General features: G+C 63.0%; 13 protein-coding genes and 1 tRNA gene. 3 read left to right on the top strand and 11 right to left on the bottom strand.

Annotation, left to right across the window (positions count from 1 at the left end; all coding sequences use genetic code 11):
• The first annotated feature begins 185 nt into the window (after nt 1-185).
• Nucleotides 186-1283, top strand: a complete 1098-nt coding sequence (locus tag RQX22_RS04775) for a glycosyltransferase family A protein (protein WP_315724152.1) — start codon at nt 186-188, stop codon at nt 1281-1283.
• Here the strand turns inward: RQX22_RS04775 and RQX22_RS04770 are convergent.
• Nucleotides 1264-2037, bottom strand: a complete 774-nt coding sequence (locus RQX22_RS04770) for a glycosyltransferase family protein (RefSeq protein ID WP_315724150.1) — start codon at nt 2035-2037, stop codon at nt 1264-1266. The genes RQX22_RS04775 and RQX22_RS04770 overlap by 20 nt on opposite strands.
• Nucleotides 2038-2170: 133 nt before the next feature.
• Between RQX22_RS04770 and RQX22_RS04765 the strand changes: the two genes are divergently transcribed.
• Together RQX22_RS04765 and RQX22_RS04760 are read left to right on the top strand one after the other, a co-directional pair.
• On the top strand, nt 2171-3403 hold the full coding sequence (locus RQX22_RS04765) for a glycosyltransferase (RefSeq protein WP_315724148.1): 1233 nt from the start codon (nt 2171-2173) through the stop codon (nt 3401-3403).
• Nucleotides 3396-4604 (top strand): glycosyltransferase, encoded by a 1209-nt coding sequence (locus RQX22_RS04760; RefSeq protein WP_315724147.1) that lies wholly within the window; start codon nt 3396-3398, stop codon nt 4602-4604. Before RQX22_RS04765 ends, RQX22_RS04760 begins: the two co-directional genes overlap by 8 nt.
• Before the next feature lie 28 nt (nt 4605-4632).
• On the opposite strand, the gene RQX22_RS04755 is transcribed toward RQX22_RS04760, so the two are convergent.
• From RQX22_RS04755 to RQX22_RS04710, 10 genes are all read right to left on the bottom strand, one after another.
• Nucleotides 4633-6387, bottom strand: coding sequence for a thiamine pyrophosphate-binding protein (locus tag RQX22_RS04755; RefSeq protein WP_315724145.1), 1755 nt, complete (start codon nt 6385-6387; stop codon nt 4633-4635).
• 46 nt (nt 6388-6433) lie between these two features.
• The gene (locus RQX22_RS04750) at nt 6434-8041 is read right to left on the bottom strand and encodes an AMP-binding protein (RefSeq protein ID WP_315724143.1); all 1608 of its coding nucleotides are present in this window, start codon (nt 8039-8041) and stop codon (nt 6434-6436) included.
• 154 nt (nt 8042-8195) lie between these two features.
• On the bottom strand, nt 8196-9314 hold the full coding sequence (locus tag RQX22_RS04745) for a dipeptidase (RefSeq protein WP_315724141.1): 1119 nt from the start codon (nt 9312-9314) through the stop codon (nt 8196-8198).
• A gap of 34 nt (nt 9315-9348) precedes the next feature.
• Nucleotides 9349-10890 (bottom strand): amidase, encoded by a 1542-nt coding sequence (locus tag RQX22_RS04740; protein WP_315724139.1) that lies wholly within the window; start codon nt 10888-10890, stop codon nt 9349-9351.
• Between the two features lie 407 nt (nt 10891-11297).
• A tRNA-Gln gene (locus RQX22_RS04735) sits at nt 11298-11372 on the bottom strand.
• Nucleotides 11373-11457: 85 nt separating this feature from the next.
• Nucleotides 11458-12264 (bottom strand): pyrroline-5-carboxylate reductase, encoded by an 807-nt coding sequence (gene proC / locus RQX22_RS04730; RefSeq protein WP_315724137.1) that lies wholly within the window; start codon nt 12262-12264, stop codon nt 11458-11460.
• A complete protein-coding gene (locus tag RQX22_RS04725) occupies nt 12264-12773 on the bottom strand; it encodes a type III secretion system chaperone family protein (protein WP_315724135.1) in 510 nt (169 codons plus the stop codon). The genes proC and RQX22_RS04725 overlap by 1 nt, the downstream gene beginning before the upstream one ends.
• Nucleotides 12774-12869: 96 nt before the next feature.
• Complete coding sequence (locus tag RQX22_RS04720) at nt 12870-13181, bottom strand: accessory factor UbiK family protein (protein ID WP_315724133.1); 312 nt, start codon at nt 13179-13181, stop codon at nt 12870-12872.
• A 20-nt stretch (nt 13182-13201) separates the two neighbouring features.
• Nucleotides 13202-13756 carry a TspO/MBR family protein gene (locus tag RQX22_RS04715; protein ID WP_315724131.1) on the bottom strand — a complete coding sequence of 185 codons (555 nt, stop codon included), beginning with the start codon at nt 13754-13756 and terminating at the stop codon, nt 13202-13204.
• A 10-nt stretch (nt 13757-13766) separates the two neighbouring features.
• A complete protein-coding gene (locus RQX22_RS04710; protein WP_315724129.1) occupies nt 13767-16877 on the bottom strand; it encodes an efflux RND transporter permease subunit in 3111 nt (1036 codons plus the stop codon).
• Nucleotides 16878-16883: the final 6 nt, after the last annotated feature.

Raw genomic sequence — 16883 nt, 5'->3', positions numbered from 1 at the left:
CATCCGCCAGTCTTCCGCGACAAAAAGGCGCTGATCGGCGCGTGGATGCGCCGACCGCATTGCAAATCCGGGCGCAGTCGTGCTGAAAGCCGGTGCGCGTCGCTGACGAGTCCCGCATATCCCGCGCAGGATGATCGTCATGGCCAGAACGAGAATGTGACAGAGAGCGACGGGTCGGAACCGCATTGACGACGGGCGAACAGGCGGCAGGCAAGGTCAGCATCATCGTTCCGATCCACAATCGGCGCGAGATGCTGGAGCATCTGCTCGTCTCGGTCGGCGCGCAGACCTATCCCGATATCGAGCTGATCCTGGTCGATGACGGGTCGGACGATCTCGACGCCGCCAGGTTCGAGGCGCTTCGAGCCCGGTTCGGCAGCGACCGGCCGACCCGTTATGTGCGGAAGGCCAATGGCGGAGCGGCATCGGCGCGCAATTGCGGCGTCGCCGAGAGCCGGGGCGCTTATCTCCATTTCCTCGATTCCGACGATTTGATCTTCCCCGATGCGATCGCACGGCTGGTCGCCAGGCTGACGGGATCGCCGGCCGCTTATGCGATCGGACGGATCGTCGACGTCGATTACACGCTCCGCCAGGTGATCGGCGAGTTCCATCAGGACGATCCCGGCAACATCCTGCGCAGCGCCGAATGGTGCACCCATGCCGCGCTCTATCGACGTGAAGCCTGGCTGGCGCTGGGCGGGCTCGACGAGAGCCTGCGTGTCGGGGAGGACACGATCTTCCAGATCCAGGTGAAGCTAAATTATGGCGACGGCGCCGCCTGCCCCGACATTATCGGAGTCCGCCGCCATCACAATCGCGGCCATTTGTCGCTCGACCGGATCCCCCTGGACGAGCAGGCCAAATTCCTCGTCGCGGCGGCGCAACTGATCACCCGCCACGAGGCGTTTCGCCGCGAGAGCCTCGGCGTGCGGATGACGTCGATGGCGCTGTTCCTGACGAAGCTCGCCAGAATCCGGCACCGGCGCAGCACCGAGGTCGATCGCGCCTTTGCAGGCATCACTGCGACCCTGCTGCACGATAGCCCGCTGATGCGCGACGCCGTCACCTGGCTGTCTGCGCCCGGCGCCAATTTGCGCCTGGTGGCAGCGCTCGGCCTGATCGAAACCGCGAAGCAGATGCGCAAGGCGCTGCTCGGCCTGGGCCGGCTGCGATCGAAACGGGATCTGGGTCATGGCGCCGTCCCCGAGGCGATGCAGAAAATGGCCGCGGCCGCCCGCCTTCCAGGCGGCGGCGCTGCGCTCAATCGCGGTGATGCCTGATCTCGAGATTGGGCATGCCCCAGCATTGTGCGCCCATGTCCGAAGCCATGATGCCGAAGCCCTCGGTCTCGATCTCGCCCGACCAGTGGTTGAACCGGCGGATCTTCTTGTTGCGCAGGCCATAGGGAAAGGGCGGGAAGATCAGGCCGTCGCGATGCAGATCGGCCCGCACCAGCAACATCGTCCCGCCCACGCTGTCGAGCGGCACGAGATCGCCCTCCTTACGCAGATCGTGGAGATGGAGCTTGCCGCGCTTGCGCCAGGCATTGAGATCGAAGCTCGAGCCGCCATAATCCCGGACGCAATTGGGATGGACGATTCGTTTGCCGGTGGCGAGCAGCCGCTCGATAATGTCCGGTGGATAATCGATCACGTCGACATCCAGCCAGAGCACCCACTCTTCATCCTCCAGCGCCCGGAACAGTAAGTGGTTGCGGGATTTGGCGAGGGTCGAACGCCGCTGCACCTGAAGATGATTGGCCCAACGGGGCTGATTCGCCGGCATGCGAAAGCCGAAGTCGCGCTTGTGCAGTGTGAACCGCCGGAAGGGTCTGTTCAGCTGCCCCCGACGCTGCAAGAGCGCTTCGAACGTGCCGTCGTCGCTGTCGCTTTCCAGCAGACCAAGCGACAGCCTATCGCGCGGGTAAGTGAGCCGGTCGAGCAGCCCGAAATAGGTATCGAGATGGCGGATAGCATCCTTGATCGGGGTCAGGATCAGCACCCGCTCCGCCGCCGGCCCTCCGTCGCGTTCCATCCTGTCCGTCATCCTTTCACCCCCAGCACCTTGTCCTAAGCAGCTTTCGGGAGGGTGCGCCACCTCCCGCATCTGCGCCGACTCGGCGGGCCAAGCTGGCAGTGCCGCGCCGGCTTCAGTAGGAAGGCCGACCATGACCGCGCGGCTGCACATCGACGTTACAGCGTCCTGGAACCGGAGGGCGCCGCCGCATGGCATCAGTCGGATCGTGACCGAGTTGGCGCGGGCTGTGCGGGACTTGTCTGAAGAGCATCAGGCCTGGCGCTACGATCATCGGGCGCAGCGCATGCGGCCGGTTTCGTGGGAGGCGCTCGAGCGGAGCTTGCAGCGCGACGGCCCGGACACGCGCGACCTTTCCGTATGGGCGCGCCGGCTGTTGCGTCGATCGGCGCTGCTGCGTCTGGTCTGGCGCGCCGGCCTGGCTCTGCTCGGCCGCCTCTCCGCGCTGGCACCGGGACGGCGATTCCCAGCATTCGGACCGGACGATTGCTTCATCTATGCCGACGTTTCGAACGACGATGGCCGCGTCGCGACCTATCGGAAGATGATCGAGACGACAGGGGTTTCCACTCTCTTCTATTGCCACGACCTGATCCCGATCCTGTTCGAGGGTTATGTGGGATCGAACACCGCCCGTTGCTTCACGCAACTGCTGCGGACCCTGCTCGAGGCCGAAGCGCGGATCCTGTGCAATTCCGAGGCGACCCTGCGCGATCTTGGCGCGGTAGCCGGCCGGATGGGATTTGCCGGCGTGGACGGACGAGTGATCCCGCCGGGATGCGACTTGCGGCGAACGGACAGGGAGGCGCAGAGCCTGCCCGGATTCGAGCGGGCTTATATCCTCTATGTGTCGACCATCGAGGTGCGAAAGAACCATCGCCTCCTGCTGCGCGTCTATGACCGGCTCATGGCGCAGGGGTGGACCGACCTGCCGATGCTGGTCTTCGCCGGTTACCGCGGCTGGCTGGTCGAAGATCTGCTGGCGGAGATCGACGGCGCCGCGGGCGCCGCCGCTCTCGTCCGGATCGTCGAGAATCAGTCCGACGAGGAAATTGCCGCGCTCTATCGGGGGGCCCTCTTCACCGTCTATCCTTCCCTTTACGAGGGCTGGGGGATCCCCGTGAGTGAATCACTCGCGCTCGGCACTTTCTGCCTGTCTTCGGATCGAGGCGCCCTCCCGGAGGCCGGCGCGGGTCTGACAGAAACGCTCGACCCGGAGGACGAGGCGCTGTGGGCGGACCGCATCGCCCATTACCTCAGGGACCGCGATGAACTGCGTCGCCGCGAGGCGCGGATCCGGTCGCACTTCCACGCTCGATCCTGGTCCGATTTCCGCGAGGATGTGAAGGTGCAGCTGCTTGACTGACTTATGTGTCCGGACCCGCCGGGTCCTCCTGGTCAGTCCTGTCTCCCCCTGGCCTCCCGACAGCGGGGGCGCCCAGCGCACGGCCTTGCTCCACCAAGCCCTCGCGCGCGATTCCAGCGTCGACCTGTATCTGCTCGAGCCGATGGCCCCCGAAGTGATCGAAGCACTGGGACCGGGGTTGATCGGCACGTTCGGGCGCAACGGGGTATTGCGGCGGGCCTTTCTCAGACTTGCCGGCACCGTGTCTCCGTTTCTCCGAGAGGCTCTGCCGGACAGGAGGCTGGCGGCGGAGATCGCCGCAAAGATAAAGGCGGGCGGACACCAGGCAGTGGTGCTGCGCTACGGCAGCACGGCCTGCCGGCTGCGCGATTTGCGGCGGCTTTGCCCAAATGTGGAAATCCTTGTCGACGTCGACGATTTCCTGACGCAATTGGTCGAGCCGGCGGAATCGAAAGTCGGCCCAAACCCCTTGGCGCGCCTGCTCCGGCAACTGTTCGCGGCACCGGTGATCGAACGGCGCGAACGGCAGGCCCTGCTCGCCGCCGATGGCTTGTGGATCAACGGCTGGACCCCCGCCTGGCTGAATGAGAGCCCCGGCGTCAGGGCCGTCCCACTTCCCAATATTCCGTTCCACACGCTTGAGGAAGCAAACATCCCCTTGTCCCCGGCGGCGACGGAATTCCTAGGGGTGGCGCAGTTCCGTTACTCACCCAATGCCGAGGGATTCGACTGGTTCCTGCGGGAGGTATGGCCCCTCATCCTGGCTGCGGCTCCCGATTCTCGACTGAGGCTGGTGGGGCGATTGCCGCACCAGCCCTTCCTCGAGCGCTGGCGAAATATAAGGGGGGTGGAACTGGCCGGACCCGTCGACGAACTTTCCGCCGCATATGCCCGCGCCGGCATCGCCATCGCTCCGATCCGGCGCGGTGGGGGCACCAAGATCAAGGTAATCGAGGCGCTTGCCATGGGATTGCCCTGCGTGTGTTCGCCGCATGCTGCGCGCGGCCTGGACAGACTGACCGGCCTGGTCGTGGCCGACAGTCCGGACGGCTTTGCCCGATCCTGCCTGAAGCTCGCACGGAATGAGGCGCTGAGACGTGAACTTGGCGAAAGCGGCCGGCGCGATGTCGAGCGTCAACATTCCCGCGCCGTCTTTCTGGCGGGTGTGAGGCGACTTCTTTGTGGTGAGGAAGCGGCTTGAGATCGCAGTCAGCTGAACCCTGTCCTTCCTACTGAGGAGCAGCAGCCGGTCCATCCATCATAGCCCTCTCGGCATCATCCCATGCCTGGACGGCGTGCAGAGGCGGCACATTGGCAAGGCCGCTTCTGGTGTCCGAGGAAATCGCATTTCGAGTCACCGCGACATCGATCACTGCAGGCAAATTGGCCAATCCTCTTTCCAGGGCGCCAGCCAGGTCTCCTTCCCGGTCGACGCGCTCACCATGCGCACCCAATGATCTGGCGAGCAGATCATAGCGGCATGGCGACAATGTGCTGCCGAGTTCCTGATCTGCATATTTGATCAGTTGATCCTGGCGCTCGATGTTCCAGGCGTCATTATTGGCCACGATGAAAAGTGCCCGTGCGCCACAACGGACCGCGGTTTCGATTTCAATCGCCGAGAATCCGAAGGCGCCATCGCCGACGATCGCGACCGTCCGGTCCTCGGGAAAAGCCAGTGAGGCAGCGATTGCGTATGGAACCCCCGATCCGAGACAGCCAAAAGGTCCCAGATCAAGATATCTGTAGGCGCGCAACCCGACCCGCGCGTGGGAAAGGATATCGCCGCCATCGACGATGCAGATCGTATCCTCGTCCACATGCCGGTTGATATGGCCGATCAAGGTCAGCGGATGCATGCGGCCGTCCGCTTCGACCGGAAGATTTGCCATTTTCTCGCTTGTCGCGCGGGATTTTTCAGCGTTGGTTGCGATCAGGCCCTCCCGCCAGCCCCGATCAGGATCGGTCGCCTTGAAATCGGATTTCAGCAAAGCACGCAGTGCGGCGTCTACGTCGGCGCACAATTGGACGTCGCCGGGCCGATTCTCGCTGAGCTCCTCGATATTGCGGCCGATGCGAAGGAAACGCGCACCTTCGGAGAATATCGCCGGGGAACCAAAGGCGAGTTCGAAATCCAGCCGTCTGCCCAATGTGATGATGAGATCGGCTTCCGCCATCGCCCGCCCTCTCTGAGCGGGCACCGAATTCGCATTGTCCGGCGACAAGGCCCCGCGGCTCTCTCTCGTATCGAGGTATAAGCTGCCGGAGGCCTCCAGGAACCGCTCCAGCAGATCGCCGGACCCCAAGGCGCCGCGCCCGCCGATGACGAGCGGCCGACGGCTCTGGCGGAGCAATCGTGCGGCCCCGTCGATGCTGTCCTGACCGGGCGCACGGACGGAACGCTTGACCGGCTCGAACCAATTTTGCCGCAAGTGCCAGTCAGCGATCCGCATCTTCAGGAGATTGGGCGCAAAATCGACATAGGCCGGACCGGCTGGGCCGTCATTGCCCATTGCGCTGCTGACGGCCAGGTGCAGGCCCTGCAAGACGTGCCGCGCGTCCGATATCTCGCGGACATGACGACTGACGGGCCGCACCAGATCCGCCTGTGGCACCTCCTCCAGCGCGCCCATCCCTGCCTGCGGATCGGGAACGCGGGCGGACAGGACGAGCAAGGGCGTGCGTGCCAGGAAGGCGCTGGCGATCGAGGTGATCGCATTGGTCATTCCAGGCCCGGCGGTGACGATCGCGACACCCAGAATCCCGGTGAGATCGGCGTCTGCATGCGCCATGTGCACGGCGGAACGCTCATCGCGGGCCGAGATGATCCGGACACCCGCCAGATCGAGCTCGCTGCAGATCGGCTTCACGTGGGAACCGGGCAAGGTATAGACCCGCTTCACGCCCTGGCTCGAGATGAATCGTGCGATCGCCCGGCTGACCGTCGGCGGGCCTGCTTCCGAATTATCCTGGCTCGATGTCATTGCTGATACGCCTTCCTTTAGGTCACCTTCTGCTTGGAGCCGGAACCTATCGCCGTTCGCGATCGAACGTAGCCTCGGTTATTCCCTTATGCTTCAGGGCGCTTCTCGACACCTTTTCGGTAGGGGTGCGCGGCAGCGGAAGGTCGGTGATCTCGATGTAGCGCGGCACGATGTGGCGCGGCGCGTTGCTTTGGAAATGGCCCAGCAGGTCTGCCGCCGATAGGGCCGAGCCTGCCCTGCGCCTGGCCACGAGCACGATCTCCTCCTCGGTAAATTCCGAAGGTACCCCAAAAGCTGCGCTTTCGACGATGTCGGCATGCCCACCCGCGACCGTCTCGACTTCGTAGGGGGAAATGTTCTCGCCGCGGCGGCGAATGGATTCGTTCAGGCGATGCTTGAAATAAAGCCATCCATCCTCGTCCATTTCGCCGGCGTCGCCGGAATGGTACCAGCAGTTTCTGAGCGCCTGCACCGTCTTGGCGTCCTGATTGTAATAGCCGGAAAACATGCTCCAGCTCTTCCTGGGACGGGAAACGATCTCCCCGACCGCGCCGGGCGGCAGAGGCTGATCATATTCGTCGACCACGGCGACTTCCCATTCCGGATGCGCGCGGCCGCATGAATTGGGGCGAGATTCGTCTACCGTGTCCAACGTGACGAAGCTCGTCTCGGTCTGTCCATAGGCGGTCACGAGCTTGATGCCGAAACGAGCCTCGAACGCCGCCTGGTCCGGAACTATGGGAAGACATTGACAAACCCTCACTGGATTGTCGCGGTCAAGTTCGGAAGGCGCCGCACGCATGAGGATGACCGCCATGGCGCCGAGCAGGTTGGTGCTGGTGGCACCGCTCTGCCTCACCTGATCCCAATATCTCGAAGCACTGAAGCCTTCGACCATCGTCGATCCCGTGCCGAACAGAAGCGGCATGAAGATACCGAACAATTGTGCATCGGCATGAAAGAGCGGCAATGGCGAGAAATAGCTGTCGTTTCCCGTGTAGCCAAGGTTGCACGCCATCGCGATCGCCCAGCTGAAATAATGGTGATGGGACATCAGGACGCCCTTGGCGGGTCCCGTCGTGCCGGACGTATAGAGGATCGCCATCGGGTCGGAATAATGGACGTCGACCGGATCGAAATCATCCCGCTCCGCCACACATTCTTCGTAGGAGAGGATCGCGTCGATGCGAATGCCCGCATCGCGAGCCTCCTCCGGCCTGGCGCCGACCAGGACGAGTGTATGGATGGCCGGAAGGCTGTCCTGGACCTTGGCGATCTCGGTCAGCGAGGCGCGATCCGCGACGAGGAGCTCGGCTCCGCAATTGTTCAGATTGTGGATCAGCAGCTCGCCCTTCAGATGCCGATTGTTCGGCACCTCGATCGCGCCGAGCTTCGAAACCGCGAACCAGATCGCCACGAGCTCGAAGCAGTTCGGCAAGAGAAATGCGACACGGTCCGACCGCGCGACCCCCAGCTTCTGCAAACCGCGCGCCAACCGGCTCGAAATGAGGTCCATTTCACCGAAGCTGACCGATTGCCCGCATATATCGAGAAATTTCCTGTCGCCGTGCCGTTCCGCCCGCATCCGCAGGATTTTCGGCAAGACGCGATTGGCCATGTCGGTATCGAGATCGACCGGAAGATATTGGTCCATTCTATTCTTCACTTTGATTTGCGCGCTGATGCGCCCTTGATGTGGGATTTCACCAATGATGATCTGCGTGTCGCAACGAGAACGAAAGGATCAGCTCTTTTCGAGATTGGCGCGGCCAGGTGGGAATCGCCCGGCCCGGCACCATTATCCCGGCTCAGGCACCCCAGACTTTCTCATAGACGCGCAGCCAATTTCCCCCGAGCACCTTTCGGATCTCGGCATCCGTCCAGCCGCGCTGCATCAATCCCTGCGTGACGTTCGGCAACTCGGTGATCTTCTCATAGCCTTTGACCATGAACATTTTCGCCGGCGGCAGGACGCTGTAGGCATCCGGCGGCCACACCATCGGGTTCAGTTCGGTGAGGTCGCTCCGGCCGTACATGAAGTCGCCACCAAGGCCGATATGATCGACGCCCACCAGGCGCTTTAGATAATCATATTGATCGAGATGCTTCTCCAGCCCGACCTGCGGCGTGACCTGAACGTGGGCATCCTGCCGATTGCGCGCGTGAAAATCGTTGACCGCTGTCACGCCGACGACCCCGCCGTTCGCCGCAATCTGTTCGATCATCCTGTCGGGCATGTTTCGTGGATTATCGGCGATCGACCGCAGGTTGGTATGCGAGCAGATGATCGGCACGCCCTTCGACATGGCGATGGCGTCATAGGATGTTTGGTCGCCCGTATGTCCGCCGACGTCGAGCACGATCCGTTGCTTGTGAATCTCCTCCACGAGCCGCCGACCTTGACGGCTGAGCCCCAGGGTCGGATCCAGCGAGCCGCCACCGAACACGCTGGTATTATTGTAGACGAGGCCGCAGATGCGCAGGCCCAATTCCCAGTAAGTCCGCAGATTCTCGACCTGGGGAATACCCCATCTATCGATATCGGTGGCGATGCTGTTCGCCGCTTGCCAGCCGACAAGATAGCCCATCCTGCCATCTTCATGTGCCCTGCGGATGTCACGCACGCTCTTCACCAGGACCAGCCGCCTGGAATGCTTGTCGAGAAATGTCAGCAGGCTGGTCGCATTGCCGATGCTGCTCATGCCATGACCCTGCCAGATATCGACGCCCGCCGATTCCAGCATGTCCAGATATTCGTCGGTCATCGCCGACCCATCGAGCTGATCCACCAGCAATGTGGAATCCTGCAGCCGTCGCGCCTCGGCCAAACTGGCTGCACTTCGGCGTGGCTGAGCCGCAAGCGACCCCGATGCAGCCACGGTCGTCGCCGCTCCGAGCGCCGAAAACAATGCTTCTCTGCGGTTCATCAGCTCTCTCCCCGATATGCGATCAAAGTCGTCATCATGCGTTCCGAGCCGGCCGGCGCGTATGCCAAGAGGTCGAACGCTGATAGGCGGCACCCAGCGCGAGCAACGTCGCCTCGCTATATCGGGGACCGCAGATCATCAGCCCGATCGGCAGGCCTTCACGGGAAAAGCCGCACGGAACGGTCAAGGCAGGCAAGCCCATAATGTTGAAGATCATCGTGTTCGCGACGATCGCGCCATGATTGGGCGGTCCGCTGCCATATTCGGAGTCCAGGGCCGACTTCAGCGTCTGCGGCAGGATTTTGATGGTGGGCATGACGACGACGTCGAAACCCTTGAAGGCGGCATCGGCGGTGCGTTGAAACCGCAGCGTGGCGGTGCGCGATCGGATATAATGCGGCAATTGTTCGGTATCCGGGCCGCCCGGCGGATTCATTTCCGCGGCTATTCCTTCCAGCGCTCGCCGGATCGCCGTTTGATAAAGGTCGTTCCGCTGGGCCAGGTTCTCGCGGTGGTCGCTGTAGATGTCTGCCATTGCCGCCATGATGTCCGGCATTTCGCCAACATCGAAAGCGACGTCTTCGACGCTGCCGGCAATGCCCGCCACGATCGTCAATGCGGCTTCGACGGCGTTGGCGACCTGCGCATCCAGCCCTTCGAAATGGGGGCGCCGGGGAACGCCCACCCGCAGGTCCGAAAGCGGCCGGCCGAGCCTTGCGGAATAAAGTTCGCGGGGCCGCTCCAGGCTCACCACGTCGATCGGATCATAACCTGTCATATGCTCGAACAGGAGCGCGACATCCTCAGCCGTGTGCGCCATCGGCCCGCAAGTGTCGAGAAGCGGAACTCCGGGCCCGATGCCGGTGGCCGGGACCAGTCCCAGGGTTGGCTTCAACCCAGTCAGCCCGCACCATGCGGAGGGGATACGGACCGAACCGCCGCTGTCCGTGCCCAACGCACCGAAGCACATGCCGGTCGCAACCGCCGCGGCTGATCCGCCCGACGATCCGCCCGAGACGCGGTCGAGGCTCCAAGGGTTGCGCACCGGGCCAAAGAAGGAAGAGGCTGAAGTCGCCGATGCCAAGGCGAATTCGGACAGATTGGTCTTGGCGATGATGACGGCGCCGGCCTGCTTGAGCTGCTGCACCACGCGCGCGTCCTGCGCCGGGATGCGATCCTTTTGCAGCGCACTGGCATTGGTGGTGCGGGCGCCCGCTGTGTCGATATTATCCTTGAGCGCGATCGGAATTCCGTGAAGCGGCGAGCGAAAGCGGCCGTTGCGGGCTTCGGCGTCCAGCGCTGCGGCCTGCGCGAGCGCCTGGTCGCGCATGGTGGTGATGATCGCATTGACCTTGGGGTTCTCGGTCTCGATGCGACGGAGGCAGCCCTGGATAAGTTCGACGCAAGACGTCTCGCCGCGGCGGATGGCACGGGAGGCCGCGGCCAAGCTCGACTGCGTCGGATCGCCTGACTCTGTTTCCTTGAGGGTAGCCGCTCGTCCGACCGCCGCATGGGAAAGGAGGAACAGATTGCCGGCCCCTGCCGCCATTGCGAGGCAAAGATCGCGCCGGTTCATGGCAAAAGGGATGCACCAGCGCCGGAAGGCGCTGGCGCCAGCCCAGGAAGAAGCGCTGAGGAATGAATCAGGATGTGCCCGTGCAACAGCTCATGCGCTGGCGCAGGCGCAGTCATCTTCTGCCTCTGCCGAGTTCATGGGTGGACCGTGCAAATGCTGCCGCCGTCCCCGCCGAGGGCATTGCGCGGCCATATTCGATGCGACCAACCCGCTTCATCCAATCCCCCCTCGGTTCCAATGCGACGCTTGGCCCTAGATCGGGATGCCATGCCTTCGTAAGGATCAGGCCTCCCCGTTGTTCCACCATATGAAATCGAGCGGGCCGCCTGGAGCAAGCCAGTATTGCTGGCGCTGGGGGCTAGATAATCTGATGGGTGAATGGCCGATCTCGGCGGCCCGAACGAAATTGGCTGGGGCGGCAGGATTCGAACCTGCGAATGCCGGTACCAAAAACCGGTGCCTTACCACTTGGCGACGCCCCAGCATCGGCTCGCGACGCGCCTTATAGCCGCATCCTTCGCCGGTGAAAGACCCAGACCCTATCCTTTTTCCGAAGATCCCGCCGGCTCAGCGCCGCGCCGCCTCAGCCATTTCCTCGCCGCGCCGCACGGCAGCGTCGAGCGTTGCCCGAAGCAGTTCCGGAAGCGCAGCATCCAGAACCCCGAGACCGGCCGCAGTGGTTCCGCCGGGACTGGTCACGCGATCCGCCAGGGTCGCCGGATCGACATCGGACCGAAAGGCAAGCTCGGCGGCCCCGGCGACCATCGCCAATGCGATGCGGCTGGCCTGTTCGGGCGCCAGGCCCTGTGCCTCCCCGGCGGCGCCCATCATGTCGATGAAGCGGTACAAGAAAGCGGGTCCGCTGCCGCCCAGCGCGGTAACGATCTGAAACTGCGCTTCGTCGTCGAACCATTCGACAAGACCCAACGCTTTCATCAGCGTCTCGACCATCTTGCGCGCCTGGGTGTCGCCTTGGCCATGAAGGCCGGTCACGCCCCGGTTCAGCCGGGCCGGTAGGTTCGGCATCGCCCGGAACAATGCGCGCGGTTTCGGAAAATGTGCCCGCAGGGAGGCGAGTTCCACGCCAGCGAGAATGGATATCAACATGGTTTCGGGTTCGAGCACCGGTGCAAGGGTCGCCGCGACTTCGTCCAACAATTGCGGCTTGACGCCAAGCATCACCAAAGCCGGCACTTCGTCTTCGGGCAGAGCAGTCAGCCCACGCACACCCTCGGCGGGAATCTTGCCGACCGGATCGATTACCGTGACGTGCCGAGGATCGAGCCCGGCGTTCAACCAGCCGGTCAGCATCGCGCCTGCCATATTGCCGCAGCCGACCAGCCAGAACGGACCCGGCAGTTCAAGATCGGTCACTAGGCCTCGCCCTGCGTCTCGATAAGGGCGGCGGCGATCGCCTCCTGCGGGCTCTTGCCGGCCCACAGGACGAACTGGAAGACCGGATAGAAACGCTCGCATTCCTCGATCGCTGCTTCGACCAATGTCTCCGCCTGCTGCAGCGTCAGGGTCCCGCCCTCCTCGCCTTCGAGGAGGACCGCATGGCGGAACAGTACCAGGCCCGAAGCCGCCCACAATTCGAAATGCCCCAGCCAAAGCTGCTCGTTGATCAGGCCGATCACTTCATATGAGACCGCGCGTTTGTCGGGCGCGACCCGGATGTCCGGCAAAGCCAGGAATTGAAGAACATGATCATCGTCGCGCCAGATCGCGCGGAGCTCATATTGCGCCCAACTTCCCTGGAAATTGGCGACGATCTCTTCCTCGCCGCCCCTTTCATAGGCCCAGCCATGCGCACTGAAATAATGTTCGAGCATGTCGATGGGGGCGCTCGTTTCACGCTCCAGCTCAAACTCGTCGACGTCCATTACCTAAATCCTGCATCCATAAATGCCGCCCAAGCGTGCACGCGCCTCCGCCAAAGCGCAAGACCGGCAGGAGCGGCAACCACAATATGTTGTGGATTACTGGCCGGCTGTCGCACCAGCGCCGGGCTTGCGCCGAGGCTTGGAGGGTGACGCGGCCTGATCTTTCCAGGTTCCGGCCTCGAGCGCATCGAGGCGCGCCTTGAGCAGCTGATTCTCTTCCCGCGCGGCAACCGCAATGGCTTTGACAGCCTCGAACTCTTCGCGGCCGACCATGTCGAGGCCGCCGACCCATTCCCGCATTCTGTCACGGAAAGCGCCCTCGGCTTCCCGACCCATACCGGCAATGGTTCCGGCGGCACCGTTCATGACCTTGACGAAATCGTCGAACAGACGGTTTTCTGACTGCATTTCGTCTTCTCCTCAATCGCTCAGATCTGGATATCGGCACTGCCCCGCTGCGGTACAAGCCGTTCGGCGTCGGGATTGAGCTGATCCACCTGATAGGTGAGCACCGATGCGAAGACGAGCCACCCGACATAAGGCACCATCAACCAGGCCGCGCCGCTTCGAATCCGGGCAAAGAGCAGGGTCACGACGATCGACAGCGTCAGCATCACCAGGATGATCAGAAAGGCGGTGTCGACCTTGTGCAGGGCAAAAAAGACCGGCGACCAGGCATAGTTGAGCAAGAGCTGGACGAGGAACAGGCTGATCGCAAGCCCCCGACCCCGCGCGCCGTGCGCGTTCAGCACCATCGCCAGCGCCAGCCCCAGGAGAATGTAGAGCGAGGTCCATGCGGCACCGAACACCCAGCCTGGCGGCATGATTTCCGGTTTGTACAGGGCATCGAACCAAGGATTGCCATAGCCGCTATTGGCGATCCGCCCCGACACCGTGCCGAGCAGGAGGATCAGCGGCGCGGTGAAAAGAGCATAGCGCAGAAAGGACATTCTGAGCTGCCCGCGGGAGGCGATTCCGGTCATCTTTCTTCCTTCACTCGGCCGGCTGCGGCTGGGCCAGCTCCATTTCGAGCTTCCGGCTCACCGCCTCGGGAGAGCCGGTGTAACGCGCCAGACGAGAATAAAGGAGGGGAATAAGAAACAAGGTGATCAAGGTCGAGATGGAAACGCCCCAGACAACGACAACACCGATCGCCTGACGGGCGCCCGCGCCGGCACCGCTTGCGAGCATGAGCGGCACGGCCCCGGCCGCGGTCGCGATCGACGTCATCAGGATCGGGCGCAGTCGGCGGGCGGCCGCCTCCCGAATCGCCTGATCGATATCGCGGCCCGCATCGCGCAGCTGGTTGGCGAATTCGACGATCAGAATGCCGTTCTTGGCCGCGAGGCCAACGAGCATGACGATACCGACCTGACTGTAAAGATTGAGCGTCTGTCCCATTGCCGTGAGACCAATAACACCGCCGGCGACGGCGAGCGGCACCGTGGTGATGATAACGGCCGGGTGGACGAAGCTTTCGAATTGGGCAGCGAGCAGCAGGTAGACGACCAGGATCGTGAGGAGGAATACCAGCACGATGGAGCCGCCGGCCTGTTTGAACGCATAACTCTCGCCGCGATAGCCGACGGCAATCACCTCCGGCGACGCCGCAGCCTGCTGCTCGAGAAAAGTCAGCGCTTCTCCAAGCGAGTAGCCAGGGGCCAGGCCACCGGACAAGGTGATGGCACGGAGCTTGTTGAAGCGGCCAAGTTCGCGCGCGCCGGCACTCTCCTGGGTCGTGACGAGATTGGACAGGGGAACGAGCTGGCCCGATCGACTGCGGACATGGATGGAGGCGAGATTGGCGACGGTCGATCGGTCGGCTGCATCGGCCTGGACGACGACCCGATATTCCTCTCCGCGATCGAGATAGGTGGATACGCGGCGCGAGCCGAGCAGACTCTGCAGCGCTTGGCTGACATCGTCGACCGAGACGCCGAGATCGCCGGCACGCATGGTGTTGACCTCGATGCGGAGCTGCGGTTTGGTTTCCTTATAATCCGAATCGAGGTTGATGATTCCGGGATTCTGCTGTGCAGCGGCAAGGATACGGTCGCGGGCGATCGCCAGCTCATCATATGTCGTGCCGGCAATGACGAAGCCGATCTGGCCGCCGCGACCGCCGCCGCCGCGTCCCAGCGGCGATCTGACGCTCGCATTGCCGCGGATCGCTGGCAAGGCCGTCAGCTTCTTGTTGATTTCGTTCACAACATCCTGAGTGGTCGCGTCGCGCTGATTCCAGGGCTTCAGGAAGATGAACATGTTCCCGCTGTTGAAATCGTCACTAGCGCCGAATCCTCCGGGTGTACGGGAGATCACCGACCGGATCGGGCCGTCCTCCATCATTGCGAGTACGTCATCCTGAGCCTCCACCACGTAACGATCCATGGTGTCGAAGCCAGTTCCTTCCGGTGCGGTAAGGCCAACCTGAACAATTCCGACATCCTCGGACGGAATGAGCTCGGAGCGCAGCGTCGCGAAAAGCAATCCTGCCCCCACCAGCAAGACCCCGACCACGACGAATGGCACCAACGGCTTCCTCAAGGATATGTCGAGACGATTCGAATAAAAGACCTCGAGGCGGCGAAAGCGGGCGTCGACCCACGCCCCAAGACGGCCCCTTTCCTCGTGGCGAAGCAGCTTGGAGCAAAGCATGGGCGCGAGGCTGAGCGCGAGGAATCCGGAAAAGGCCACCGCCCCGATCATCGCCGCGGCCAGCTCCCGGAAGAGAAGACCGGTCTGACCGGCGATGAACATGACCGGAACGAAGACGGCGCAGACGACCATCGTGGTCGAGATGATGGCGAAGCCGACCTGGCGCGCGCCATTATAGGAAGCGGCCAGCGGGGACTCCCCCTCTTCGATGCGGTGATAGATATTTTCAAGGACGACGATCGCGTCATCGACGACGATGCCGATCGAGAGAACGAGCGCGAGCAGGGTCAGCAGGTTGATCGAGAAACCGAGGAACCAAAGCACCGCGAAGCTCGCAAGCAGGCAGATCGGAACCGTCACTGCCGGGATCAGAGTCGCCCGCCAGCTGCCGAGAAAGAGGAAGATGACCGCCACCACCAACACGGCGGCTTCGCCGAGGGTCGTCCACACCTTTTCGATCGCGGTGTCGATGAAGAGGGAATCGTCGGATCCGACGGTGAACTCCATTCCCTCCGGCAGGCTCGGCTTCATATCCTCCATCGTCTGCTTGGCGGATTCGGCGACGGCGAGCGTATTCGCGCCGGATTGGCGAACGATGCCGAGCCCGACCGCCGTCGCGCCATTGAGCCGGAAGGACGCGTAAGGATTTTCCGGGCCCTGCTCCACCCGCGCAACATCGCCCAAACGAACAAGATAGCCATCGCCGCCACGCGCCACGACGAGATTGCGAAACTCCGCGGCGGTCTGGAACGGCCGGTCGACGCGCAAGGTAACGTTCTGATCGGCCGATTCGAGCCTTCCTGCCGGCAGTTCGACATTCTGCCGGCGAAGCGCACTTTCAACATCGGCAGGCGTCAAGGCGAAGGCGGCAAGCCGATCCGGTTGAAGCCAGACCCGCATGGCTGGCCGCGCCTCGCCGCCAACAAAGACATTGGCGACGCCATCGATCGAGGAGAAGCGATCGACCAGGTTGCGATCGACATAGTCGCTGAGTTCAAGCCGGCTCCAGCCGGGTTTGGAAATCACGAGGAACATTATCGGCGAAGAATCCGCGTCGACCTTGCGGATTTCGGGCGGGCGCGCCTCGTCCGGCAAATCGTCGATCGATCGTCCGACCCGATCGCGAACATCGTTCGCCGCCGCGTCGACATCCCGGCCTGCCGCGAATTCGATCGAGATGGACGATTCGCCATCGCGCGAGGTCGAGCTGATCGTTTCCAGGCCCTCGATGCCAGACAGACTCTGCTCCAGAACCTGCGTGATCCGCGTCTCGACCACGCTGGCAGCAGCGCCCGTATAAACCGTCTGCACCGACACGATCGGTGGATCGACGGCCGGATATTCGCGGATAGAAAGGCTGAAGAAACCGACCACGCCGACCACGACGATCAGCATGGCGAGCACTGCCGCGAAGACGGGCCGTTTTACGGAGAGATCGGAAAGCTGCATCGTCCG

The organism is Sphingosinicella rhizophila (assembly GCF_032378825.1).
Classification (GTDB): Bacteria; Pseudomonadota; Alphaproteobacteria; order Sphingomonadales; family Sphingomonadaceae; genus Allosphingosinicella; species Allosphingosinicella rhizophila.
This window is presented reverse-complemented; position numbering and strand designations above follow the sequence as displayed.